The following is a 591-nucleotide window of genomic DNA, read 5'->3' on the forward strand; positions in this document are numbered from 1 at the left end:
AGCCGGCCAGCGTCACGGCCACACCGAGGGCCTGAACCGGACGGAAGCGCCGGCCCATGAACAGGAAGCTGCCCACCAGCACCAGGACCGGAATGGTGCCCTGGATGATGGCCAGGTTGATGGCGGAGGTGTGGTGCGCCGCGGCGTAGAACAACGCGTTGAAGGCCGTGAAGCCAGCCGTGCCCATCAACGCCACCATGCGCCAGGACCGCGCGACGGGCCGCCAGTGGGCCGCGATGGTGTGGCGCGCGGTGAGCCACAGCGCGGCGCAGCAGATGGTCCAGCGTGCCGTCGTGAGCATCATCGGCGAGATGTTCCCGACCGCCAGTCGCGCGGCCACCGCATTGCAGCCCCACAGGAGTGTGGTGAACACCAGCAGGGCGGCGGCGCTGTGCGTGGCGCGCTGGTAGATGGCACCGATTCCTCGGGCCGGGGTCGCGGAGCTTGGAAGCATGGGTCGCTGAGCGTAGCAGTGGCGCAGCGCGCACGCTGAGTGCCACCTGAATGACATAATTTCCTCGAGCCGGCAGCCCGCTGCCGCAGCACCGGCGATTCAGTGCTGCCTTCTCGTCGAGGCACGTTGCCTGTCTT

At 68.4% G+C, this 591-nt stretch carries 1 protein-coding gene; it reads right to left on the reverse strand.

Features of this window, described 5'->3' with window-relative positions:
* Window positions 1-454, reverse strand: a 454-nt coding sequence (locus tag NS331_RS26485) for a DMT family transporter (RefSeq protein ID WP_193758219.1), incomplete at its 3' end; no start/stop codon positions are given.
* Between the last annotated feature and the right edge of the window lie 137 nt (window positions 455-591).

Origin of the sequence: Pseudacidovorax intermedius, from assembly GCF_001476815.1 — a bacterium.
In the GTDB taxonomy this organism is placed as follows: Bacteria; Pseudomonadota; Gammaproteobacteria; order Burkholderiales; family Burkholderiaceae_C; genus Xenophilus; species Xenophilus intermedius_A.